The following is a 20,629-nucleotide window of genomic DNA, read 5'->3' on the forward strand; positions in this document are numbered from 1 at the left end:
CCGCGCTACCGGCGGTGCACCATGCGCCCGCCGAGGACCGTACCGACGCAGCGGCCCCCGCCCTCGGTGACGAGTGCGGTGTGCGGGTCGCCGTCGACCGGCACCGCGAAGACCGCGAAGTCGGCGCGGGTGCCCGGTGCGAGTCTCCCGGCGTCCGTCAGGCCCATCGCCGCGGCGCCGCCGACCGTGGCGGCCTCGACCAGGCGCGCGTCCACGTCCGCCGCGGTGTAGCCCTGACGCAGCGCCAACTCCCGCACGGCCGCGGCCTCTTCCCACAGGTCCAGGGACGGTGACGAGGCCGGCGAGTCGGTGCCGAGCGCGATCGGGGAGCCTTCCGCGAGGTAGTCGGCCACGGGGGGCACGCCCGCGTCCAGGATCGCGTTGGAGCGCACGCACAGGGCGACGGGCGTGGCGCGTTCGCGCAGCACCGCGCGGTCGGCCGCGTCGAGGTGCACGCCGTGCGCGACATGCACGTCGCCGCCGAGCGCGTCGATCGCGTCGAGATATCCCGTCGGCGTCAACCCGCTTCCGGCCGCGAGGAGTTCGTGAGCGAACCCGAACGTGCGGTTGAGCGCCGCCAGCGGCCCGGTGCCGTCGCGGACGAACTCGGTCTCGTGCGCGGATTCGGCGAGGTGCGGGTGGACGCGGAGGCCCCGGGCGCGGGCGATGGCCACGGCGTCGGTGAACGCGGCCGTCCCGACGGTGTAGGGCGTGTGCGGCGACACGCCGAGGGTGCGTGCGAGGGGGGTCTCCAGGACCGCGAGCAGCTTCGCGCGGCGCTCGGCCTGCCAGCGCGGGCTGTCGGAGATCACCTCGATGTACGAGATTCCGCGCATGCCCGAGCGGTCGACCGGTGTGAGCACGCACGGGTCGGTCACGATGTCGGCGACGGCCGTCGTCCCGGACTTGAGCATGAGGTGGACGCCGCGCCGCGCGCTCTCCTGCCAGCGTGCCTCCGTGTAGTCGGCGCGCTCGCGGTTCAGCGCGGCGAGCCATTCCGGGAACGGCAGCCCCGACGCGGCCAGGTGGGCGAAGTCGGTGTACTGGAGGTGGGTGTGCGCGTTGACGAGCCCGGGGGTCAGCACGCCGTCCCAGCGGCGGACGCGCGCGTCGGGGTGGCGCTTGACGACCTCGGCGGCCGGGCCGACGGCCGTGACGCGGTCGCCGTCGACGGTGACCGCGCCGTCCCGGATCGGCGGCTCGCCGGTCATCGTGACGACGACGGGCGCGGTGTGTGTGGTCAGCGGCATCGGCTGCGTCGTTCCGTCAGCGCGCTTCGACGATCTTGAGGGCGGGGTGGGCCGTGCCGCCGTCGAGCGCGGTCGACGAAAGGTGGGACACGACGCGGTCGTCGACCGGGTCGAGTGCCGGATCGTCGTGCACCACAAGGTGGTTGTAGGTGGTGTCGCGCTGCGCGGGCACGCGGCCCGCGGAGCGGATGAGGTGGATCAGCTCCATGCGGTTGGACCGGTGCCGGGCGCCGGCGGACGAGACGACGTTCTCCTCCAGCATCACCGAGCCGAGGTCGTCGGCGCCGTAGTGGAGCGACAGTTGCCCGGCCTCCTTGCCGACGGTCAGCCAGGAGCCCTGCAGGTGCGCGACGTTGTCGAAGAAGAGCCGCCCGACCGCGATCACGCGCAGGTACTCCAGCAGCGTCGCCTGCGTGCGGCCCTTCAGGTGGTTGTTCTCCGGCTGGTACGTGTAGGGGATGAACGCGCGGAACCCGCCCGTGCGGTCCTGCACGTCGCGGATCATGCGCATGTGCTCGATGCGCTCGGCGTTGGTCTCGCCGGTGCCCATGAGCATCGTCGCGGTCGACTCCAGCCCCAGGTTGTGCGCGGTCTCCATGACCTCCAGCCACCGCTCGCCCGACTCCTTGAGCGGGGCGATGACGGTGCGGGGCCGCGCGGGCAGCAGCTCGGCGCCGGCGCCGGCGAAGGAGTCGAGGCCGGCCGCCTTGATGCGGGTGATGGCCTCTTCGACGGACACGCCCGACACCCCGGCCATGTGCTGCACCTCGGACGCGCCGAGCGAGTGGATCACCAGCTGCGGGAACGCGGCCTTGATCGCGGCGAACGCGCGCTCGTAGTAGTCGACGCCGTAGTCGGGGTGGTGGCCGCCCTGGAACATGATCTGGGTGCCGCCGAGTTCGACCGTCTCCGCGCACCGGCGCAGGATGTCGTCGAGATCGCGCGACCAGCCCTTGTCGCTCTTGGGCGGGGCGTAGAACGCGCAGAACTTGCAGGCGGTGACGCACACGTTCGTGTAGTTGATGTTGCGCTCGATGATGTACGTCGCGATGTGCTCCGTGCCCGCGTACCGCCTTCGGCGCACGGTGTCGGCGGCCCGGCCGAGCGCGTGGAGGGGCGCGTGCACATACAGCTCGACCGCTTCCTCCGGGGTGATGCGCCCGCCCGCCGCCGCCCTGTCCAGGATCGGCTGCAAGTCGTCGGTCGGCACGCCCTTCGGCGCGGCGGCTACTGCACTCACGGGGCCCTCCACGGGAGACTCGGAACCACGGACGAGCCTAACCGGCGTGCCCGCTGTCCCGTGCCGCGGCATCCACAGGCCGCCGTTCCGCGGGGGCGTTGTCCACAGGCTCCCGGTCCGCGGGCTCCCGGTGTGCGGCCACGCCCGCCAGTTCGCGGACCGCGGGGAGGCCGTCGAGGCTGACGCGGTTCGTCTTGTCGATGTACGCCTCCGCGTCGTCGTGCGTCTTGCGCTCCCACGACTGGCGCAGGACCGGCCGCTCGCCGACGTAGTCCATGAACGGCACCGAGAAGCCGCAGCTGTCCGACACGCGCGAGACGCGGACGACGAGGATCGCGCGGACGCCGGATTCGTCGGAGTCCTCGAACAGCGCGGCGAGTTCCGGCCACCGCGGGTCGTCGCGGCGCACCGCCTCGCCCCGGCCGTGCAGCCGCACGACCTTGGGCGGGCCGGAGAACGCCGTCCACATCAGCGTGATGCGGCCGTTCTCCCGCAGGTGGGCGTGGGTTTCGGCGCCGCTGCCGGTCCAGTCGAGGTACGCGACCGTCCACGCGTCGAGCACGGCGAACGTCCCCTTGTGGCCCTTGGGCGACACGTTGACGTGGCCGTCGGGGTCGAGCGGCGCCGTCGCCACGAAAAACACCGGTTGATCGAGGATGAACGACTTCAGCCGTCCGACGACGCCTTCTTCATGAACCTTGCCCATAGTGGTCAACACTGGGCGAAGTCGTTCTCCCGACACAAGCATTTGTCGCCGAGGTCTCACCCCGCGGTCGGGCCCCGGAGGTCACTACGCGGGCGTCGTGTCGAGCAGCGAGACCCGCACGTCCTCGGGGTATCCCGTGTTGTGCGCCGTCCGCCGGGCGAACTCGGCGATCCCGGCCAACTGCCGTTCGCCCAGCGAGTAGTCGAGCGCGGTCGCGAAGTAGCGCTCCAGCGTCGACGCGTCGAACGCCTCCCAGCGCGCGGCCTGTTCGGCGACCTTGTCGACCTCGGCGAGCGACAGGTCGCGCGAGGCGAGGAACGCCTCGTGGACCTCGCGCACGCGGTCCGGATGCCGGCCGAGGAAATCGCGCCGCACCGCCCACACCGCGAAGACGAACGGCAGCCCCGTCCATTCCTTCCACGCCTGGCCGAGGTCGAGGACGTGCAGGCCGAGGCGCGGCGCGTCGTGCAGGGACGCGCGCAGCGCGGCGTCGCCGATCAGCACCCCCGCGTCGGCGTCCTGCATCATGAGCGCCAGGTCGGGGGCGCACGTGAAGTACTCGGGGCGTACGCCCTGCCGCTCCTCCAGCAGCAGTTGGGCGAGCCGGACCGACGTGCGCGAGGTCGAGCCCAGCGCCACCGACGCGCCGTCCAACTCGTCGAACGGGACCTGACTGACCATCACGACGGACATCACCGGACCGTCGCTGCCCACCGCGATGTCGGGCAGCACGACGAGGTCGTCGGCGTGCCGCAGGAATTCGATGAGGCTGATCGGCCCGATGTCGAGGTCGCCGCGCACCAGCGCGTCGTTGAGGTTGTCGGGCGTGTCCTTGGTCAGCTCCATGTCGAGGAGCGTCCCGCTGCGGGCCATCGCCCAGTACAGCGGAAGGCAGTTGAGGAACTGGATGTGGCCGACACGCGGGCGGCGGAGGGTTTCCCCCCTGGCGTCCGGGTGAGGGGCCTCGGGGGTTCGGCGCACGGGGGCGTCACCCGGGTCGCGGGGCGCCGTGTCCTTGATGTCCACCGTCCGAGGCTATGCCCGCGCGCGCGGAGTGGAGCGCGCGGGGGCTACGCGCGGAGTGTCACCGCCGTGCCACAACCGGGGGGCGTCCGGCCCGAAAACGGTCGCGAACTGGCATTCTCAATGCCTGGGGGTACGCGGAAGCACGCCTCCGACGACAACACATCCCCCCTGGGGATGACCTGGATCAGCGACGGAGGCACGATATGCACCCCGGTCCCGCGTCCCACCCGGGCGGCGATGGCGGCATGCCCCCGGGTCTTCCGGGCCACGGCCGGTCCGCTCCGCCTCCGCCACCTCCCGGGCCGCCGTCCGCGCCCGCCCCCGGTGCCTTCGGCGCACCCGCCCGTCCGTACGGCAGCCCGGCGGCCGTCTCGTCGGCGCCGCCCCCCACGGCGACCGCGCCGGGGCCGGGCTACGACGGCGGCAACAACCAGCCGGTGTTCGGTTCCGGCTCGTCGCGCGGCGACGCCCCCAAGCCCGCGTACGCCACCCTGCGGGGAGTGGGCGCGTTTTTGTGCCTGCTGCTGACCGTGCTCCTGACGGTCCCGGCGGTAACCGCGTCATGGCTCAAGGACGAACTGATCTCCGACTCCGGATTCTCCGACAACGCCAGCGCGTTGATCAAGAAGCCCGCCATCCGCGACGAGATCCAGAGCCAGATCTCGAAAGAGATCATGAACCAGTCGGGCGTGCCGCAGTCGGCCCGCGACATGGTCGTCGCGTCGGTGGGCACGGTCATGGACACCGACGAGTTCCGCCGGGTGTGGAAGGCCGGGGTCACCGCCGCGCACAACGCCGTGGTGGGCACGCTGCTCGGCAAGGACACCGAGTTCGTCGACCGGAACAACGGCGATCTGACCATCCGGGTCCAGACGCCGCTGGATCCGCTGTTCGCGGAGCTGACCAAGGCCGGCGTCGAAGTCGACCGTGACGCGATCCCGACCGAACTCTCCGTCCCGCTGGCCGACATCCCGACGTCCGGCGCCGCGCAGGACACGCTGCGGGGGATCGACGACGCGGGCTGGATGCTCCCGATTCTGGCGATCGCGCTGCTCCTGGTCGGCGTGGGCATCGCCGTGCACCGCCTGCGCGCCCTCGCCATCACCGCGATGGGCACGCTCGTGATGGGCGGCGTGCTGCTGGTGGTCGCCAACCTCGCGCGCTCGCCGGTGGTCGACGAGGCGAGCAAGGGCTCCGATCTCAGCAACGAGGCGACCGGCGCCGTCTACGACGTCTTCACCGACACGCTGGTGACGGACGCGTGGATCGTGATCGTCATCAGCATCGTCATCCTCGCGGGCACGGCCGTCACGGGAGCCGTCCTCCGCAACCGGCGCGCGGCACTCTGACGCGGCGGACCACGCTCCGGCCACCGGACGGCGGACCATGGAGTCCGCCGCCCGGTGGCTTTTTGGCTGGTCGGGGGTCGGGACGGGGGCGGACGGTTCGGGTTTTTCAGGCTGCTCGGGCCGCTCGGGCCGTCACGTGGTCTTCGGGGGTGTCGGGTGCCGTGTGAGGCCCCGCCCGGGCTTTTCGGGGCTTCCGGAGGCCCCGGCGTCCGGAAGCAAGACGCCGGGTGCCCAGGCCGCCACGTGCCGTTCCGAACCCCGCCGCTCAGCGCGGTGGGCCGGCCTCGACGCGGCGGAGCGCGGCGTCGTACTCCCCCGGCGCGGGGCGGAAGCCCTCCAGCCACCACGTCGCACCGGCCTCCGCGATGCGGCGCACCTCCGCCGCGGCGGCGTCGGGCTCGCGCGCGTCCGTACGGCCGGTGATCACCACGTCGAACGGGCCACCGCCGCCCGGGAGTTCCCGGCGATGCTCGTCCACCCCGGCGACGATCTCGGCGACCGCGCCGGGGGTCGGGTTCCACGAGCCGTCCGCGGGGTCCACGATCATCGGCGCGACACCGTCCCACCGGGCCGCCCGCCGCAGGGGCCGCCGGGCCGGCCGGTTGCAGCCGATCCACACCGGCGGGCGCGGGCGCTGCACGGGTGTCGGGCGGAACACCACGTCGGCGGCGGTGACGTGCTCGCCGCGGAAGTCGACGCGCTCCCCGGACCACAGCCCGGCCAGCACCTCCAGGCCTTCGTCCAACCGCCGTGCCAGCACGCGTGGTTCGACCGATTCGCCCCACGTCCCGAACTCGGCCTCCACGGTGAACCCGAGACCCGCCCCGAACACGAGGCGCCCGCCCGACAATCGGTCGAGTGTCGTGGTCTGCCGGGCCAGCGTCCCCGGCCTGCGTCGCGCGACGGCCGTCACCATCGGACCCACCCGGATCCGCTCGGTGGCCAACGCGACGGTCGTCAACACCGTCCAGACGTCCGCGACTTCCGCCTCCGCCGCGAACGCGAACACCACATGGTCCCAGACGAAGAACCCGTCCCACCCCGCGTCCTCGGCCCGCCGGGCCAACCCCGCCACCGCACGCGCGTCGGCGAACTCCCCGATATTGGGAACGCACAGCCCATATCTCATCCGGTCATGCTAAGCACTCGCTCAGCATCCCACCAGGGCATCGACGCCGCCCCTGCTGCCGAGGCAGCCGATACGCAGGTGCTGGCCTCGGTGGACGGCACGGCGGGTGTCGGCCTGCGCTGGCTCGGTGTCACCGGCTGGGAACTGTCCTTCGATGACCGGGTGTTGTACTTCGACCCCTACCTGAGCCGATTCGACTACCGCCTCGACAACGGCGCCCTCCGCCCCGACCCGCGGGTGATCGAAGGCCTGTTGGCCTCGAAAAGGCTGGCCGGCCCGCCGGAATTGATCATGGTCAGTCACGGCCACTGGGACCACATGTCGGACGTTCCCTACCTGCTGGGCCGCACGGAGTGGGAGCCGCACACCATCGACACCCTCGGCACCGAGACCCACGCGAACCTGCTCCGGGCGATGGGCGTCCGACGTCCGGTCACCGTGACCTCGGGCGGGGAGTACCTGTCGTTCTCCGGTGGCGCCTACACCGTCGAGGTGATCCGCAGCCTGCACAGCCAGTCGGCCGGGCACGGATTCTTCGCCCCCCGGGACGCGGACCGCTCCCCCCGCGCCTCCCGAGACGACGGCCGATCTCGTCGAGGGCGGCACCCTGGCCTACCAGGTCACCGTGCCCGGACGACTGAAGGTGCTGATGCTCGGCGGGACCAACTTCATCGAGCGCGAACTCGCCGGCCTGCGTCCCGATGTCGTGACGGTGTCGATGACGGATTTCAGCACCGTCCACGCCTACCTGCCCCGCCTGCTCACGGCGCTCGGCGGACCGCGCTTCGTGATTCCGAGCCATCACGACGACATGGTCACCGGTTTCGACGACCCCGATCTGCCGCGCACGGTGAACCCGCGGGCCGTCGTCGACTTGCGCGACGCGATCCGCGAGGCCGGGTTGCGCTCCACGGTCGTGCCGGTCACGCACCTCCACCGCATCGACTTCTGACGGCACCGCGGCCGACCGAAAAACGGCCCCGGTCCCCTGGCATGGAGGGGCCGGGGCCGTCTTGGCGCGTGTCCGTCAGGCCGAGACCGGCTCCCGGTGGTCCGGCTGGGCGGGCACGGGCTTGGTGGTGTCGACGGGGTCGGACGGGTCGTCGTCCGGGCTGTCGATGTCGCGGGGGTTGTTGTATTTGTCCAGGTCGAGGGTCTTGTCGCGAGCGGAGACCAGAACCGGGACCGCGACCTGGCCGGCGACGTTCGTGGCGGTGCGCATCATGTCCAGGATCGGGTCGATGGCGAGGAGGAGGCCGACGCCGGCGAGCGGGAGGCCGACGGTGTCGAGGGTCAGGGTGAGCATCACGATGGCGCCGGTGAGGCCCGCGGTGGCGGCGGAGCCGATGACCGAGACCAGGACGATGAGGAAGTAGTCCTTGAGGCCGAGGTCGACGCCGAAGTACTGGGCGACGAAGATCGCGGCCAGCGACGGGTAGATCGCGGCGCAGCCGTCCATCTTGGTCGTGGCTCCGAAGGGGACGGCGAACGACGCGTAGTCCTTGGGGACGCCGAGGCGTTCGGCCGAGCTCTGGGTCACCGGCATGGTGCCGACGGACGAGCGGGACACGAAGCCGAGTTGGATCGCGGGCCACGCGCCCTGGAAGAAGCGGAGCGGGTTGACGCGCGCCGCGCCGGCGAGCAGCAGCGGGTAGACGACGAACAGCACGATCGCGCAGCCGACGTAGATATCGACGGTGAACGTGCCGAGCGGCTTGAGGGAGTCCCACCCGTAGGTCGCGACGGCGTTGCCGATCAGGCCTGCGGTGCCGAGCGGCGACAGGCGGATGACCCACCACAGCGCCTTCTGCACGACTTCGAGGACGATCTCGGCGGCGTTCACGAGCGGTTCGGCCTTCTTGCCCACGGACAGAACCGCCGCGCCGACGACGATCGCGAGGAAGACGATCTGGAGCACCTTGGGGCTCGGGCCGAACGCCTCGACGATGTTGGTCGGCACGATGCCGGTGAGGAAGTCGAGCCAGTCGCCGTTCGACAGGCCCTCGGGCAGTTCGCCCGGCTGCAGGTCGACGCCCTTGCCCGGGTCGGTGAGGACGCCGAGGGTGATGCCGACGGCCACCGCGATGAGCGAGGTGGCGAGGAACCAGCCGAGGGTGCGCAGGGCGAGGCTCGCGGCGTTGTTGACGTTGCGCAGGTTGGCGACGGAGACCAGGACCGCGGTGAAGACGAGCGGGGGTACGGCGAGCTTGAGCAGCCGTACGAACATCGAGCCGACTTCGTCGAGCGTCGTACCGAGCCAGTCGACGTTCGCCTCACGGGCGAGGAAACCGAGCGCGACGCCGACGGCGAGGCCGATGAACGTCTGCGCCCAGAAAGGGATGCGGGGAAGCCGGCGCCCGCGGGGACGCGCGGCGGCGGGGGTGGGGGATTCCGAGGATCGCGACAAAGACGGCAAGGGGGACTCCTGGAGCAGCCGGTCGGGGAACCCGCCGGGCACCGGGCGAAACGGGACGGGGTGCGGCGACCGCTTCGGGAGACCTGGGCGCGCGGCGTCGGCGGCGCCGAGGACGCGTCACATGCCGGTGGTACCGGTGGTCGGATACGGGTGGCCGGGCAGGACCGGGAACCCGCGGTGAAGCGGTCGCGGTCGGCGTGGCGTGCGGTACGGGGGCGCGGGGCACGGGGCGTGCCGGCGGGGGCCGGGCACACAGGTGTGCGGGCACACCGTCGCAGGGGGGCGGGGTGTGCGGTCACGCGGTCACGCGGGACGGGTCCCGCGCAACGGGCGGCCTTCGTACCGGATCAGCGAACGCCGACGCCGCTACACAGCGCGGTGGCGCATCGGCCGAAATCGACGTGCAGGCGCGCCACGAGCGGGAGTTCACCCGTCGTGTGTGAGGTGCGCGGGGCGCCTGTGCCGGACATGAGAGGGATTGTAGGCCGACGGTCAGTGAAACGACAAAACGATCATCCGATGAACTATCGGATCAGGACACGTCCGTCGTGGGACCGCGCCTCGGCGCCAGGTCGGGGAGGTCGCCGATGAGGTGGTCCTCGGCCGAGGCGCCTTCGTCGATACGGGCCTTCGCGCGCTCCACGCGTTCCACGAGCGCGGCGGACATGGCGTCGCGCTGGCCGTTGAGCAGGAAGTAGCTGAGCACGCCGGAGATCGCGAGGGAGATGCCGACGACGAGGATCCCGGCGCCGCGACCGGTGATGCCGACGGCGTAGCAGACCAACCAGACGACGACCGAGACCGCGGCGAAGAGGCCGATGCGGCAGAGGGTGTAGCGCAGGGCGGCGTGCGAGCCGCCGCGGCGGGTGACGGTCGGGGCGGCGTCGGCGGTGGGCTTCGTCAGCGTGACGACCAGGTCGCCGTCGAGGGTCGTCGCGTCGGCGGCTGCGTCCTGCGGGCCTGCGGGGAGACCCTGGGCTGCGGGCGTGTGGCCCGACGGGGTGGGCTCGGGCGTGGGCTGCGGAGTGGACACGGTGGATCCTTCTGCCGGACGGCGGAGACTGCTCGGGCTCTGTGACGGGTGCCGCAGATTCCCGGCATCAAGTACAGCACTCCCCTTTTCGACATCCGCACGGGGCCGCCGGTCGGGTGGGGCGGGAGAGCGGGCATGCGCGCGGCCCGGGCGGCAGGAGGCCCACGCTACGCCGGATCCACGGTCGGGTGGGGCGGGAGCGGCCGGGCGTGGAACGGCACCGCGCCACGTCGCGTGCGGGGCGTGGCCGGGTGGGGCGCCGGGGCCGGGCCGGTCGGGTCGGGGGGTGAGCGGTCGGGCGCTTGCGCGCGTCGCGTCTCACGCCTCACCCGTCAGAACGTCATCGGCTGCGGTACGTCGCGCCGGTCGGTGCGTGGGCCTTCGTACTCGCGCACGATCTCGTACCGCGTGTTGCGTTCGACGGGGCGGAAACCCGCGTCGCGGATGAGGTCCAGAAGGTCGTCGCGCGTCATCTTGTTCGGCGTGCCGAAGCCGTCCGCGTCGTGCGTGATCTTGTACTCGACCACCGAGCCGTCGAGGTCGTCCGCGCCGTGGTTGAGCGCGAGTTGGGCGGTCGCGAGGCCGTGCATGACCCAGAAGCACTTCACGTGCGGCACGTTGTCGAACAGCAGGCGCGAGACCGCGAAGACCTTGAGCGCCTCGGCGCCGGAGGCCATCGTCGTCCGCTCCTGGAGGCGGTTGCGGACGATGCCGTCGCGGCTGTCGTGGAAGTCGTGCTGGTAGCGCAGCGGGATGAAGACCTGGAACCCGCCGGTCTCGTCCTGGAGTTCGCGCAGGCGCAGCACGTGGTCGACGCGGTGCCGCGGCTCCTCGATGTGGCCGTACAGCATCGTCGCCGGGGTCTTGAGGCCCTTCTCGTGGGCGAGGCGGTGGATCCGCGACCAGTCCTCCCAGTGGGTGGCGTGGTCGACGATGTGCTGCCGGACCTCCCAGTCGAAGATCTCCGCGCCGCCGCCGGTGAGTGATTCCAGCCCCGCGTCGATCAGTTCGTCGAGGATCTCGGACGCGGACAGGCCCGAAATGGTCTCGAAGTGCTGGATTTCCGTCGCGGTGAACGCCTTCATCGAGACGTTCGGCAGCACCTTCTTCAACTCCCGCAGCGAGCGCGGGTAGTAGCGCCACGGCAGCGACGGGTGCAGGCCGTTGACGATGTGCAGCTCGGTGATGCCGTCCGGCTCCATCTCTTGCGCGAGCCGCACGGCGTCCTCGATGCGCATCGTGTACGCGTCCTTCTCGCCCGGCTTGCGCTGGAACGAGCAATAGGCGCACGACGCCTGGCACACGTTGGTCATGTTCAGGTGGCGGTTGACGTTGAAGTGGACGACGTCGCCGTTCTTCCTCGTGCGCACCTCATGCGCGAGGCCGCCCAGCCACGCGAGGTCGTCGGTCGCGTAGAGCGCGACGCCGTCCTCGCGGCTCAGCCGTTCTCCGGCGCGAACCTTGTCCTCGATCTCCTTGCGCAGACCGGAGTCCATCGCTTTCTCCCTGTAGTGCCGAGGGCGCGCCGGTGCGTGCCGCGTGCCGCCGTCGAGCCTACGCCTCCACCGCGCCGGGCAGATCGGCGGCGCGGTACTCCCACTTCGTCGACAGCACGACGGTGGTGCGGGTCCGGGCGACGCCGCGCGTGCCGGACAGGCGGCGGATCACGTGCTCCAGGCCGGTGACGTCGGGAACGCGCACCTTGAGCATGAAGGAGTCGTCGCCGGAGATGAACCAGCAGTCCTCGATCTCCTCGACGTCGCGCAGCCGGCGGCCGACGTCGTCGTGGTCGGCGGCGTCCGACAGTTGCAGGCCGATCAGCGCGGTGACGCCCAGCCCGAGCGTGACCGGGTCGACGGTGGCGCGGTAGCCGGTGATGACGCCCGCGTGTTCGAGGCGGTTGATGCGGTCGGTCACGCTCGGCCCGGAGAGGCCGACGAGGCGGCCCAGCTCCGCGTACGACGCGCGGCCGTTGAGCCGCAACGCCTGAATGAGCTTGCGGTCCACCGCGTCCATGTCACGCTCCTCGTCCTGCGTCTCAATGGGAGAAAATCGTTCTTTCCTTGGAACCCAAGGCTGTGAAGGCTGTGGGCCCTGGGAGACTACGCCTCTTCGCCACCGGCGGTGGGCGCGGCCCCCTCGCGCCGCAAGCGTCCCGGTGGCCCCAAGTGTCCCAGTGGCCTCACGGCGTCTCGGCGGTCGCGGGCGTCTCGGCGTGCCGGGCCGCGCCCAGTTCGCCCTCCCAGCGCCGGAACAGCGTGTGCGGGACGCCCAGCACATCGAGAACCTTCCCGGCGACGAAGTCGACCAGCACTTGGACGTCCCGCGCGCCCGCGTAGAAGGCCGGGCTCGCGGGGAGTACGACCGCGCCCGCGTCGTCGAGCCGGACGAGGTGCCGCAGGGTCGTCCCGGTCAGCGGCGTCTCGCGCGGGACGACCACCAGCGGGCGCCGCTCCTTGAGCGTCACGTCGGCGGCCCGCTGCACGAGATCCTTGGACAGCCCGATCGCGATGCCCGCGACCGCGGCCGTGCTCGCCGGCACCACGGCCATGCCCTTGGCCGGATACGACCCGCTCGACGGGCCCGCCGCGAGATCGCCCGCGGCCCAATACTCCACCCGGGTGAACGCCTCTTGGTCGGACGCCGCGCCGAGCCACGCCGCGAGATCGGTACGCCAGTGCGCGTCGCGGAACGCGATCCCCGTCTCGTCCAGGATCGTCAGCCGCGCGGCCCGGCTCACCACCAGGTCGACATCCTCGCCCGCGTCGAGCAACCCCCGGATCACCGCCGCCGCGTACGGCGTCCCCGACGCGCCGGACACCCCGATGACCCACGGTCGGCGCTGTGCGTGCATGCCCGCCATTGTCCCCGTCCCGCCCGCGCGACGTCCCGCCGCCCCCGCCGTGCGCCCCCGCGAATCGGACGAATCGCGGCGGTCCGGGCGCCGCGGGGCGTCCGGCTGTTGACCGCGCGGCTTTCCGCCCGCTGGACTGGCCTGTACGGGTCCGCCGGGGGGCGGCCCACCATTCCCTGGAGGCCGCGGTGTCCCCGCTCCCGTCCGCTGTCCCGTTTCGCGGGCTGATCGGCGCCTTCTTCACCACGGCGGCGCTCCTCGCCGTCCTGTGGGCGGTGCAGATCGTCAACCTCGTGACCGGCGACGCGCTGCTCACGCACGGGGTATCGCCGCGCCGCGCCGACGAGTTGCCCGACATCCTCACGGCGCCGTTTGTGCACTTCGGCTTCGCCCACCTCATCGGCAACACGCTCGCGCTGGCGGTGCTGTGCTTCCTGACCGCGACGCGCGGCCGGGCGCGGTTCGCCGGTGTGAGCCTGGTGATCACCGTCGTCGGCGGTCTGGGCATCTGGCTGACCGCCGCGTCGGGGACGAACCACGCGGGTGCGAGCATCCTCGTCTTCGGCTATTTCGGCTACCTGCTGGTCCGGGGCTTCGTCGACCGCAAGGTCCTCGACATCCTGATCGCCTTCGTGATCACCGCCGTCTACGGCTGGACGATGCTGTGGGGTGTGCTGCCGACCACGGACCATGTGTCGTGGCAGGGCCACCTGTTCGGTTTCGCGGGAGGCGTCGTCGCGGCGCACGTCTTCCGGCGCCGAGGCGACGACGGCTCGCCCGCGCGCTCGGACCGCCCGTCCGCGTCGGGGGCCGCCGGCACGCGGCCCCTGTCGCAGGAACTCAAGGACCTCGGGTTGCTGTGACCCCGGGTCGCCCAGCCCGCGTCGCCCAGCCCGTCCGGCTCCGCCTCATCCGCTCCACGCTCCGGAGGAAACCTTTGCCACCGCGCCGCCGCTCCGCCGCTCTCGTCCCCCTGCTCCCCCTCGCGTTCCTCGCGACCGCGTGCGGCGGCATAGGACACGGCTGGGCCGGCCACGCGAAAACGGCCTCGGACTCCCCGGTCGGCAACAGCGGTACGCCGAACACCGGCATCACCGCCCAGGCGCTCGCGGAACGCGCCGCCACCGCGAACCGCGAGGCGCGGGGCGTGCGCGGCGAGTTCAGCGGCACGGTTTACGGCGAACGGATATCCGGCGACACCCTGATCACCGCGAGGGGCGACAGCGAATCGCACGTCCGGGTGAAGGGCCGCGGCATGCACGTGCTCGTCGTGGGCGACCACACGTACACGCGGGCCGAGCCGGGCCTGTACAAGGCGCTGTTCGAGGTGCTGGGCAAGGCGCCGGGGTTCGACGCCGACACCGACGAACCCTCCGAGGGCATGGCCGAGTTCATGAAGCTGATGGAGGGCAAATACCTGCGGGACGACAAGGGGCCCGACGACAGCGGCTTCCTGGTGTTCGACGGGTTCCTCGACGAAGGGCCGTTCGAGAGCGGCGACTCCGGCGGCTCCGGCTCCGATCCGCACTCCGATCCGGACTCCGATTCCGGCGACGATGACGACTACGACGACTACGGCGACGACGGCACGGACGACTACGGCGATTCCGACGACGACTCGGGGGCGGACTCGGGCGCTATCGCGCTGAGTCTCGGCGAACCGACGAAGATCGGCGGCATCGAGGTCATCCCGCTCATCGCCACCGCCCGCGACGACGGCACGACGTCGATCTCGACCATGTACCTCCCCGCCCACGGCACGCCGCTGCCCGTCCGCCTCACCTCCGACGAGGACAACGACGGCCGTATCGACGCGACGATCGACACGCGCTACTTCGGCGTCGACGACGGCCGGACCGTCACCGCGCCGAAGGACGAGGACAGCGTGGACCTGGACGAGGCGTTCGAGGGCATGTTCGGCCGGGACGAGCCGTGGGACCGCTCGGACGCGCCGTACGACGGCGGCGGCGGCGTGACCGCCTAGGCCGGGTCTTGCGGCGCGGGCGGCCCGGTCGGCGCGGCGGGCGGCCCGGGGTCAGGGGCGCAGGCCGCGCACCACCAGGTCCAGCAGTGCGCACACGAACAGCGCGATGCCGATGAATCCGTTGGTCGTGAAGAACGCCCGGTTGAGTTTGGAGAGGTCGTCCGGCCTGACGAGCGAATGCTCGTACACGAACGCCGCCGCGACGATCATCAGGCCGAGCCACCAGAAGAATCCGGCGCCCGTGAGCGCGCCGAACCAGATGAACAGGATCGTCGTGACCACGTGCGTGACGCGCGAGGCGTACAACGCGTTGGCGATGCCCCAGCGCGCCGGCACGCTCTTGACGCCGTGCGCGCGGTCGGCGGCGACGTCCTGGCACCCGAAGATGAGGTCGAAACCGCCGATCCACGTGCCGACCGCCAGGCCCAGCACCACGGCTTCCCACGACCACGACCCGGTCACCGCGAGCCACGCGCCGATCGGGCCGATGGCCTGGGCGAAGCCGAGAATCGCGTGCGGCACGTTGGTGAAGCGCTTGCCGTACGGATAGACGACCATCGGCACGACGGCGAGCGGCGCGAGCGCGAGGCACAGCGGGTTCAGGAGCGCCGCCGCGACCATGTAGAAGAGGAGCGCGACGAACGCGCCGATCCACGCGGTGCGTACGGACAGCTTGCCGGTGACCAGTTCGCGCGTGGCCGTGCGCGGGTTCCGGGCGTCTATCTCGCGGTCGATGATGCGGTTGCACGCCATCGCGAAGGTGCGCAGGCCGACCATCGCGACGGTCACCAGGAACAACTCCCAGTAATGCAGGTGCTCGTTGGCCTCGAACATCGCGGTGAAGGCGGCGATGTAGGCGAACGGCAGGGCGAAGACCGAGTGTTCGATCATCACCAGGCGCAGGAAGGCCCGGACCTTGCCGTCGGTGGAGTCACCGGACGCGGGAAAAGCGGCTGAGCTCAAAGTCCGTATTCCTTCCAACGCTGCGTCACGCGTGCCGCCGTCGCGGGGTCGGACGCGACCATCTCCGGCCATCCCCCGTCGCGGGTGTACCCCTCCTCGGGCAGCTTGCGCGTCGCGTCGATGCCCGCCTTGCCCCCCCAGAACTGCTGGTACGACGCGTGGTCCAGGTGGTCGACCGGGCCCTCCACCACGCTCAGGTCACGCGCGTAGTCGACATTGCCGAACGCGCGCCACGCGACCTCCTGGTAGTCGTGCACGTCGCAGTCGGCGTCCACCACCACGATCAGCTTGGTCAGCGACATCATGTGCGCGCCCCAAATCGCGTGCATGACCTTCTGGGCGTGCTTCGGATACTTCTTGTCGATCGACACGATCGCGCAGTTGTGGAACCCGCCGGCCTCGGGCAGGTCGTAGTCGACGATGTCGGGGATGATGATGCGCAGCAGCGGCAGGAAGAAGCGCTCGGTCGCCTTGCCGAGCGGCCCGTCCTCGGTCGGGGGGCGTCCGACCACGATGGACTGCAGCACCGGGTCTTCGCGCATCGTCACGCAGTCGATCGTCAGCGCCGGGAACGGCTCCATCGGCGTGTAGAACCCGGTGTGGTCGCCGAACGGGCCCTCGTCGCGCATCACCCCGGGCTCCAGCCACCCTTCGAGGACGACCTCGCACTCGGCCGGAACCTGGAGCGGAACGGTCTGGCAGTCGACCATCTCGACGCGCTTGCCCTGCACGAAACCGGCGAACAAATACTCGTCGATGTCGCCGGGCAGCGGCGCGGACGCCGCGTACGTCACCGCCGGCGGGCAGCCGAACGCGATCGCCACCGGCAGCCGCTCACCGCGCCGCGCGGCGACCTGGTAGTGGTTGCGCGAGTCTTTGTGGATCTGCCAGTGCATGCCGATCGTGCGCGCGTCGTGCCGCTGGAGCCGGTACAGGCCGAGGTTGCGCACGCCGGTGTCGGGGTCTTTGGTGTGGGTCAGCCCGAGGTTGAAGAACGCGCCGCCGTCGTCCGGCCACGTGTGCAGTGCGGGGATCGTGCCGAGGTCGACCTCGTCGCCCTTGAGCACCACCTCCTGGCACGGCGCGCTGGCGACCTTCTTCGGCGGGATGTGCGCGACCGACCCCAGCTTGCCGAACGCCTCGCGCAGGCCGGAGAACCCCTGCGGCAGCTCGGGCTTGAGCAGCGCGCCGATCTTGTCGCCGATCTCGGCGTACGACTTCAGGCCCAGGGCCTTGAGCATGCGGCGGTCGGTGCCGAACACGTTCATCGCCAGGGGCATCGAACTGCCGCGCACGTTCTCGAACAACAGCGCCGGGCCGCCGGCCTTGTTGACGCGGTCGGTGATCTCGCCGACCTCCAGGAACGGGTCCACCTCGACGCGGATGCGCCGCAGGTCGCCGTCCTTCTCCAGGGCTTTGAGGAGCGCGCGCAGGGTCGGGTATGCCATGCGGACCAGTATCAGCCACGGCCACCCGGCGCAGCGCACGACCCGGGCGTTGTCCACAGGGCGGCGGGTTGTCCACAGGCGGGGCTTCGAAACCGCACGGTGAGGTCGCCGCTCCTCTACCTTGAGTGGCGCACTGCGTATCACCCGAATGCCTCTCGGCTTCCACTCTTGTCACCCGGGGAGAATGCACATGGCTGTCGCGGTCGAACCCGACGGCGCCGCACGGACGTTGGGCTCCGTGCTGCACACCGTCGTCGTGTACGCACGAGGCGCGGTGTGCACGCGCCGGGCGACCCTCGCCCTGCCCGCCGGGCACCGCGGCGAACTGCGGGTGCGGATCGGCGACGTGCCGCTGTCCGCGTACGTGCGGTCGCTGCGCGGCTCGGTCGTGACCGGGCCGGAGGGGTTGCGGGTCGCCGATGTGCGCCCGCAACTGGAAGCGGCCGTCGTCGAGCCCGAGGGCGGGCCCGAGCTGCTGCGCGCCGTCCGCGACGCGGACGCGGCGGTCAACCGGCTACGGGTGCGGCGGCAGCGCCTGAGCCTGCAGATCGACACGACCGCGAAGCTGCGCGCGGTGCCCGCCAAACCGCGCCGCGACGACCCCTATCCGCGTCCGGCCGCCGTCGAACCGGTCCTCGCCCTGGCCGATTTCATCGCCGAGCGCCTGGTCGTGCTGCACACGCGTCTCCGTGCCCTGGACGACGAGATCGACCTGGCCGTCCACGACGCCGAGGTCGCGCGCAACCGGCTGAACGAAGCGTCGAGTTCGCTGCAGCCGAAGGAGACCCCGACGACCGGCGTCGCCGTCCTGACGCTCGACCTGCCCGGCGGCGCGCCCGCCGAGCCGACCCACGTGGTCCTCGACCTGGATTACCAGGTGCCGAGCGCGCGGTGGGTGCCGCAGTACCAACTGCGACTCGACGGCGCGATGGCGGGCGGCACGCTGGTGATGCGCGCCGCCGTCGCGCAGCGCACCGGGGAGGACTGGGCGGGCGTGCGGCTCGGGCTGTCGACGGCCGACCTGGAGCGGCGCACCGATCTGCCGGAGCTGCGGTCGCTGCGGATCGGCCGCCGACAGTCCGCGCCCTCGGCCTCCGGGTGGCGCGAACCACCGTCCGGGCTCGCGGAGTTGTTCGGCGACTACGACGCCGGGGTGGTCAAGCGCGACGACCTGCGGCGCCGGGTGCGGGCCGCGGTCCCGCCGCCGCCCGCGGCGATGGTGGCGGCCGAGGCCGTCTTCGAGGAGGACGCGACGCCCGTCGACGTGGACTGGATGGGCGACGAACAGTACCGGGGCGGGCCCGAGTTGCGGATGCCGGTGCCGCCGGCGCCCCTCGTCGCCGGTTCGGCGCCCCCAGCGGGCCCGAGCGCGCCCTCCGGCGCCGCCGCGCCGCTGCCCCGGATGGCGCGGGCGAGGTCGCGTCCCGGCGGGCGGCGTAGCGCCGACGGTGCGGGGTATGGCGGGGCACCGACCCCCCAGGCGACCCCGGCGCCCGTATCGGCCGGGGGCGCTCCTGAACCGGAACAGCCGTCTCTCGGCGACCAGTTGCTCGACTACGCCGGGCTGGTCCTGGACGGCCCCGAGGTCGCCGCGAGCCGTGGGCGCCTGCGTGCGGGCGGCGGCGAGAGCCCTCTCGCGCAGACGTACCGGCAGCGCGCCGAGGAGGTCGGCAGGCTCCCGCTTCCCGCGCACGCGGCGCACGTGCGCGAGTCGGCGGGGTCGTACGACTACCGGTTCGACGTCGCGGCACCCGCCGACGTGGAGGCGGACGGCGGCTGGCACACCGTGCCGGTGTGCTCCGTCGACGTGGGTCTGGAGCCGGAGTTCGTGTGCGTGCCGAGTGTGGACGAGGCGGTGTTCGGCACGGTGCACGTGACCAACGCGTCGCCCTATGCGCTGCTCGCGGGGCCCGCCGACGTCAGTGTGGGCGGCGAGTTCGTGATGACGGTGCCGCTGCCGACGCTCGCACCGGGCCAACGGCAGCGTGTCGGCGTCGGCGTCGTCGAGAGCGTGCAGGTCGCGCGGCGCACGCACATGCGCGAGTCGACGGCGGGCCTGCGCGGCCAGACTACGGTCCTCGACCACCGCGTCGAGATCGACGTCGCGAACCACCTCGGCCGCGAGATCGCGGTCGAGGTGCGTGAGCGCATACCGGTCAGCGACGAGAAAGACGTGCGGATCGACGAACACAAAGCCGATCCCGCGTGGGAGACCGACGAAGCACCGCGCGACGGACGCGTCGTGCGCGGCGCCCGCGTGTGGCGGCTGCGCCTGCCGGCCAACTCGACGCGCACGCTCGTCGGGCGGTACGAGATCCGCATCCCCGGCGGCAAGGCCGTCATCGGCGGGAACCGGAGGGCCTGAGCCATGGCTGACGTGACGGACACGACTGGTGTGGCGGACGTGACTGACAAGAACGACGTGACCGGCCCCCATGACGCGACTGGCCCGAATGACATGTCTGATGTGACTGGTGTGAGTGGTGTGCCCGGCGTGACCGAACCGACGACCGCTCAGGAGAGCACGCCCGCCGAGGAGTTCGTGGTCCTGCCGATCACGGCGGTGACGTGCCTCGAAGACCGCGCGCAAGTTGAGCGGTCGGGCGTCGTACACGTGGCGGCAGGCGTGCAACGCCTGCGCATCGGCCCGATCACACCGCTCGCGGTGGACAGGTCGCTCCGCGCGGACGCGGTGGCGATCGCGATACCGGTCGCCGACGCAGAGGCGGCGGCACATGCGACGGGCCACGCGGCCGAACGGGACGCGGCAGGTGATGGGGCTGGGACTGGGACGGGGACCGACGCTGTAGCGGGGGGCGCCGCTGCGGCTGCCGGGAACAGCGCCGGAGCCGAGAGCGGGACTGAAGCCGACGGCGGAGCCGGGGATGAGGCTGCGGCCGGGGCCGGCACCGGGGCCGGGGCCGGAGCCGGAGCCGAGACTTCGGCTGGCGCCGGGGCCGGGGCGAGGACCGGCGACGCCGCAGCTGAGGCGGGAACCAGAACCGACGCAGGAGCGGGCGACGAAACCCGCACCGAAGGCGAGGCCGGCCCCCGAGCTGACGGCGGACCCGGTTCCGGCGCCGAGACTGCGGTTGGGGCCGAGGCCGCGAGCGGGACAGGGGCCAGGACCGGGACCGACGCCAGGACCGGGGCCGACGCCGGGACCGACGCCGGGACTCGGACCGCAGCCGACGCAGACACCGGGGCCGAGGCCGGAAGCGGGACCGGGAC

The 20,629-nt window shown here is 71.9% G+C and carries 18 protein-coding genes; 5 read left to right on the plus strand and 13 right to left on the minus strand.

Features of this window, described 5'->3' with window-relative positions:
- Positions 1-5: 5 nt before the first annotated feature.
- The 4 genes from LO772_RS14735 to LO772_RS14750 form a co-directional block, all read right to left on the minus strand.
- Positions 6-1,250 (minus strand): amidohydrolase family protein, encoded by a 1,245-nt coding sequence (locus LO772_RS14735; protein WP_231778861.1) that lies wholly within the window; start codon positions 1,248-1,250, stop codon positions 6-8.
- A 16-nt stretch (positions 1,251-1,266) separates the two neighbouring features.
- Positions 1,267-2,490: a cyclic dehypoxanthinyl futalosine synthase gene (mqnC, locus tag LO772_RS14740; protein ID WP_443089416.1), complete on the minus strand. Its 1,224-nt coding sequence runs from the start codon at positions 2,488-2,490 to the stop codon at positions 1,267-1,269.
- 37 nt (positions 2,491-2,527) lie between these two features.
- A complete protein-coding gene (locus LO772_RS14745) occupies positions 2,528-3,196 on the minus strand; it encodes a pyridoxamine 5'-phosphate oxidase family protein (RefSeq protein WP_231778862.1) in 669 nt (222 codons plus the stop codon).
- Between the two features lie 84 nt (positions 3,197-3,280).
- Complete coding sequence (locus LO772_RS14750) at positions 3,281-4,177, minus strand: menaquinone biosynthetic enzyme MqnA/MqnD family protein (RefSeq protein ID WP_231779558.1); 897 nt, start codon at positions 4,175-4,177, stop codon at positions 3,281-3,283.
- Positions 4,178-4,425: 248 nt separating this feature from the next.
- Between LO772_RS14750 and LO772_RS14755 the strand changes: the two genes are divergently transcribed.
- Positions 4,426-5,571 carry a hypothetical protein gene (locus tag LO772_RS14755; protein WP_231778863.1) on the plus strand — a complete coding sequence of 382 codons (1,146 nt, stop codon included), beginning with the start codon at positions 4,426-4,428 and terminating at the stop codon, positions 5,569-5,571.
- A gap of 265 nt (positions 5,572-5,836) precedes the next feature.
- Here LO772_RS14755 and LO772_RS14760 read toward each other — a convergent pair whose 3' ends face one another.
- Positions 5,837-6,700 carry an LLM class flavin-dependent oxidoreductase gene (locus LO772_RS14760; protein WP_231778864.1) on the minus strand — a complete coding sequence of 288 codons (864 nt, stop codon included), beginning with the start codon at positions 6,698-6,700 and terminating at the stop codon, positions 5,837-5,839.
- A gap of 625 nt (positions 6,701-7,325) precedes the next feature.
- On the opposite strand from LO772_RS14760, the gene LO772_RS14765 reads away from it, so the two are divergent.
- A complete protein-coding gene (locus tag LO772_RS14765; RefSeq protein ID WP_231778865.1) occupies positions 7,326-7,652 on the plus strand; it encodes a hypothetical protein in 327 nt (108 codons plus the stop codon).
- A 75-nt stretch (positions 7,653-7,727) separates the two neighbouring features.
- Here LO772_RS14765 and LO772_RS14770 read toward each other — a convergent pair whose 3' ends face one another.
- The 6 genes from LO772_RS14770 to LO772_RS14790 form a co-directional block, all read right to left on the minus strand.
- Positions 7,728-9,107, minus strand: coding sequence for a dicarboxylate/amino acid:cation symporter (locus tag LO772_RS14770; RefSeq protein ID WP_231779559.1), 1,380 nt, complete (start codon positions 9,105-9,107; stop codon positions 7,728-7,730).
- Positions 9,108-9,463: 356 nt separating this feature from the next.
- Positions 9,464-9,586 (minus strand): hypothetical protein, encoded by a 123-nt coding sequence (locus LO772_RS35805; RefSeq protein ID WP_269453210.1) that lies wholly within the window; start codon positions 9,584-9,586, stop codon positions 9,464-9,466.
- A gap of 62 nt (positions 9,587-9,648) precedes the next feature.
- Positions 9,649-10,149 carry a DUF4229 domain-containing protein gene (locus tag LO772_RS14775; protein ID WP_231778866.1) on the minus strand — a complete coding sequence of 167 codons (501 nt, stop codon included), beginning with the start codon at positions 10,147-10,149 and terminating at the stop codon, positions 9,649-9,651.
- Positions 10,150-10,481: 332 nt separating this feature from the next.
- Entirely contained in the window at positions 10,482-11,645 is a 1,164-nt protein-coding gene (mqnE, locus tag LO772_RS14780; RefSeq protein WP_231778867.1) for an aminofutalosine synthase MqnE, read from the minus strand.
- A gap of 58 nt (positions 11,646-11,703) precedes the next feature.
- Positions 11,704-12,165, minus strand: coding sequence for an Lrp/AsnC family transcriptional regulator (locus tag LO772_RS14785; RefSeq protein ID WP_231778868.1), 462 nt, complete (start codon positions 12,163-12,165; stop codon positions 11,704-11,706).
- Positions 12,166-12,331: 166 nt separating this feature from the next.
- Complete coding sequence (locus LO772_RS14790) at positions 12,332-13,003, minus strand: UbiX family flavin prenyltransferase (RefSeq protein WP_231778869.1); 672 nt, start codon at positions 13,001-13,003, stop codon at positions 12,332-12,334.
- Between the two features lie 188 nt (positions 13,004-13,191).
- Here LO772_RS14790 and LO772_RS14795 point away from each other — a divergent pair, with 188 nt between their 5' ends.
- Positions 13,192-13,866, plus strand: a complete 675-nt coding sequence (locus LO772_RS14795) for a rhomboid family intramembrane serine protease (protein ID WP_331717335.1) — start codon at positions 13,192-13,194, stop codon at positions 13,864-13,866.
- Between the two features lie 74 nt (positions 13,867-13,940).
- Positions 13,941-14,987 carry a hypothetical protein gene (locus LO772_RS14800; protein ID WP_231778870.1) on the plus strand — a complete coding sequence of 349 codons (1,047 nt, stop codon included), beginning with the start codon at positions 13,941-13,943 and terminating at the stop codon, positions 14,985-14,987.
- A 51-nt stretch (positions 14,988-15,038) separates the two neighbouring features.
- On the opposite strand, the gene mqnP is transcribed toward LO772_RS14800, so the two are convergent.
- Both mqnP and LO772_RS14810 read right to left on the minus strand, forming a co-directional pair.
- On the minus strand, positions 15,039-15,950 hold the full coding sequence (gene mqnP, locus LO772_RS14805; protein ID WP_269453211.1) for a menaquinone biosynthesis prenyltransferase MqnP: 912 nt from the start codon (positions 15,948-15,950) through the stop codon (positions 15,039-15,041).
- Positions 15,947-17,398: a menaquinone biosynthesis decarboxylase gene (locus LO772_RS14810; RefSeq protein WP_231778871.1), complete on the minus strand. Its 1,452-nt coding sequence runs from the start codon at positions 17,396-17,398 to the stop codon at positions 15,947-15,949. The genes mqnP and LO772_RS14810 overlap by 4 nt, the downstream gene beginning before the upstream one ends.
- Before the next feature lie 190 nt (positions 17,399-17,588).
- Here LO772_RS14810 and LO772_RS14815 point away from each other — a divergent pair, with 190 nt between their 5' ends.
- The gene (locus LO772_RS14815) at positions 17,589-19,763 is read left to right on the plus strand and encodes a DUF4139 domain-containing protein (RefSeq protein ID WP_231778872.1); all 2,175 of its coding nucleotides are present in this window, start codon (positions 17,589-17,591) and stop codon (positions 19,761-19,763) included.
- The last annotated feature ends 866 nt before the right edge of the window (positions 19,764-20,629 follow it).

The sequence above is a fragment of the Yinghuangia sp. ASG 101 genome (assembly GCF_021165735.1).
Classification (GTDB): domain Bacteria; phylum Actinomycetota; class Actinomycetes; order Streptomycetales; family Streptomycetaceae; genus Yinghuangia.

Bases quoted from the DNA above. Each gene is read 5' to 3' on its own strand.
- LO772_RS14735 (WP_231778861.1), bottom strand. From the start codon at position 1,250: ATGCCGCTGACCACACACACCGCGCCCGTCGTCGTCACGATGACCGGC.
- LO772_RS14745 (WP_231778862.1), bottom strand. From the start codon at position 3,196: ATGGGCAAGGTTCATGAAGAAGGCGTCGTCGGACGGCTGAAGTCGTTC.
- LO772_RS14755 (WP_231778863.1), top strand. From the start codon at position 4,426: ATGCACCCCGGTCCCGCGTCCCACCCGGGCGGCGATGGCGGCATGCCC.
- LO772_RS14760 (WP_231778864.1), bottom strand. From the start codon at position 6,700: ATGAGATATGGGCTGTGCGTTCCCAATATCGGGGAGTTCGCCGACGCG.
- LO772_RS35805 (WP_269453210.1), bottom strand. From the start codon at position 9,586: ATGTCCGGCACAGGCGCCCCGCGCACCTCACACACGACGGGTGAACTC.
- mqnE (WP_231778867.1), bottom strand. From the start codon at position 11,645: ATGGACTCCGGTCTGCGCAAGGAGATCGAGGACAAGGTTCGCGCCGGA.
- LO772_RS14785 (WP_231778868.1), bottom strand. From the start codon at position 12,165: ATGGACGCGGTGGACCGCAAGCTCATTCAGGCGTTGCGGCTCAACGGC.
- LO772_RS14790 (WP_231778869.1), bottom strand. From the start codon at position 13,003: ATGCACGCACAGCGCCGACCGTGGGTCATCGGGGTGTCCGGCGCGTCG.
- LO772_RS14810 (WP_231778871.1), bottom strand. From the start codon at position 17,398: ATGGCATACCCGACCCTGCGCGCGCTCCTCAAAGCCCTGGAGAAGGAC.
- LO772_RS14815 (WP_231778872.1), top strand. From the start codon at position 17,589: ATGGCTGTCGCGGTCGAACCCGACGGCGCCGCACGGACGTTGGGCTCC.